1 protein-coding gene is annotated in these 1346 nt (G+C 62.8%); it reads right to left on the bottom strand.

All coding sequences use genetic code 11. The features are described from left to right. Positions 1-29 precede the first annotated feature (29 nt). Positions 30-1226 carry an IS4 family transposase gene (locus tag P0D80_RS50220; protein ID WP_132373019.1) on the bottom strand — a complete coding sequence of 399 codons (1197 nt, stop codon included), beginning with the start codon at positions 1224-1226 and terminating at the stop codon, positions 30-32. Positions 1227-1346 lie beyond the last annotated feature (120 nt).

Below are 1346 nucleotides of genomic sequence, written 5' to 3'. Positions count from 1 at the left end.
GCAATGCTCTCAACTTAAGCCCCATTCCATCAAGCGACCTTGTACGCGAGATGGAGATGGGGTTTGGCTTTTCTGGGCGGTCGTGGGTAAGAGCGCGAGGGCTGGATACGACATCGGGCTCCGTGGATGGCGGGCATGAGATCGGCGAGCCGGTTCAGGCAGCGCTCAATCCGTAGCAGGCACGCGCCGAGGATCGGCTTGAGTGCGCCCAGCGCGTATAGACGGTTTGGATGACTGGTGTGGTCGTCTTTGGCTGGATCGTCCAGGTCATTGAGTAGCGTACACAGGTTATCAGCGACGGTTTTCGCACCGAAGTCCTGCTGCAGCGCCAGGTAATCCAGGCCGGTGACAGCCTCAAGCCGCAGTCGGTGCTTCAGACGTTTGAACGCTTCCTCAATACGCCAGCGTTGATGATAGAGCGCGCCGAAAGCGCTGGCCGGATAACGTTCGCGCTCCAGCAGCGAGGTCATCAGCACACGCACGCGGCCGCTGGGCGTGACGTCCCGGATCAGGCGCACGGTGGTAGGCGTGCGCGCCAGTTCATAGTCGCGGGCATCCTCTTCGTTGGGCGCGCCCAGTGTCACGACCTGCTCGGCCTGGCCGCTGCGCGCAAACGCGCTTACACATTTCCATCCTCGGGTATCCACGCGCAGGCAGAAGTGGATCTCGCGCTGCGCCAGCGCAGCCACCATCATGTTGCCGATATAGCCGCGATCAAGCAGCAGCAGATCGGTGTGCGGCTGAAGCACATCCAGCGCTTCGAACAGCATCTGCCGCTCGGCGCCGTCGGCCGGATGGAGCGCGGCATGCAACGTCAGTTCGGGCCCCGGCAGGAACAGCGCGAACGCGTAGTGATCGGCGCGCAACGCATGGCCCTGGCGGGTCGCCACCCGCAGCCGGGTGCCGTCGGCTGCGACCGGCCTCAGGCCGTTCCAGCGCATCGAGTCAATATGGGGTTGGGCAAGCTCAATCAGACGTGCGCGGGCCCGTTCGAACAGCTCGGCCGACAGCCCCCGGCGCGCCTTGCTGAAGGCCTGTGCACTGACGCCGCGGGTACGCACGCCGCATTCGCCGAGCTCACCAAACAGGCCATCGAGCTCGGCCTGCACGCTCGCGCACATGCCCGACATCATCAGCGCGGCCATGCGCGGCAATGTCAGTGTGCGATTGCGGGTGAATGCAGTGGGAGAAAGACGCACGCGCTCAGCGAGCGCCGGATCGAACAGGAAATCGGAGAACTCAGCCAGGAGTTGGGAGGACGCTGGTATTTGAGTTCATATCGTCGATTTATCAATCAGTTATGCGATGAAGTTTACAGATCGAACGCCCCGTATACAAGCCCTTTC

This window comes from Paraburkholderia sp. RL17-373-BIF-A (assembly GCF_046030175.1).
Classification (GTDB): domain Bacteria; phylum Pseudomonadota; class Gammaproteobacteria; order Burkholderiales; family Burkholderiaceae; genus Paraburkholderia.
The sequence above is the reverse complement of the archived record's forward strand: the minus strand, read 5'-3'. Positions and strand labels throughout refer to the sequence as shown.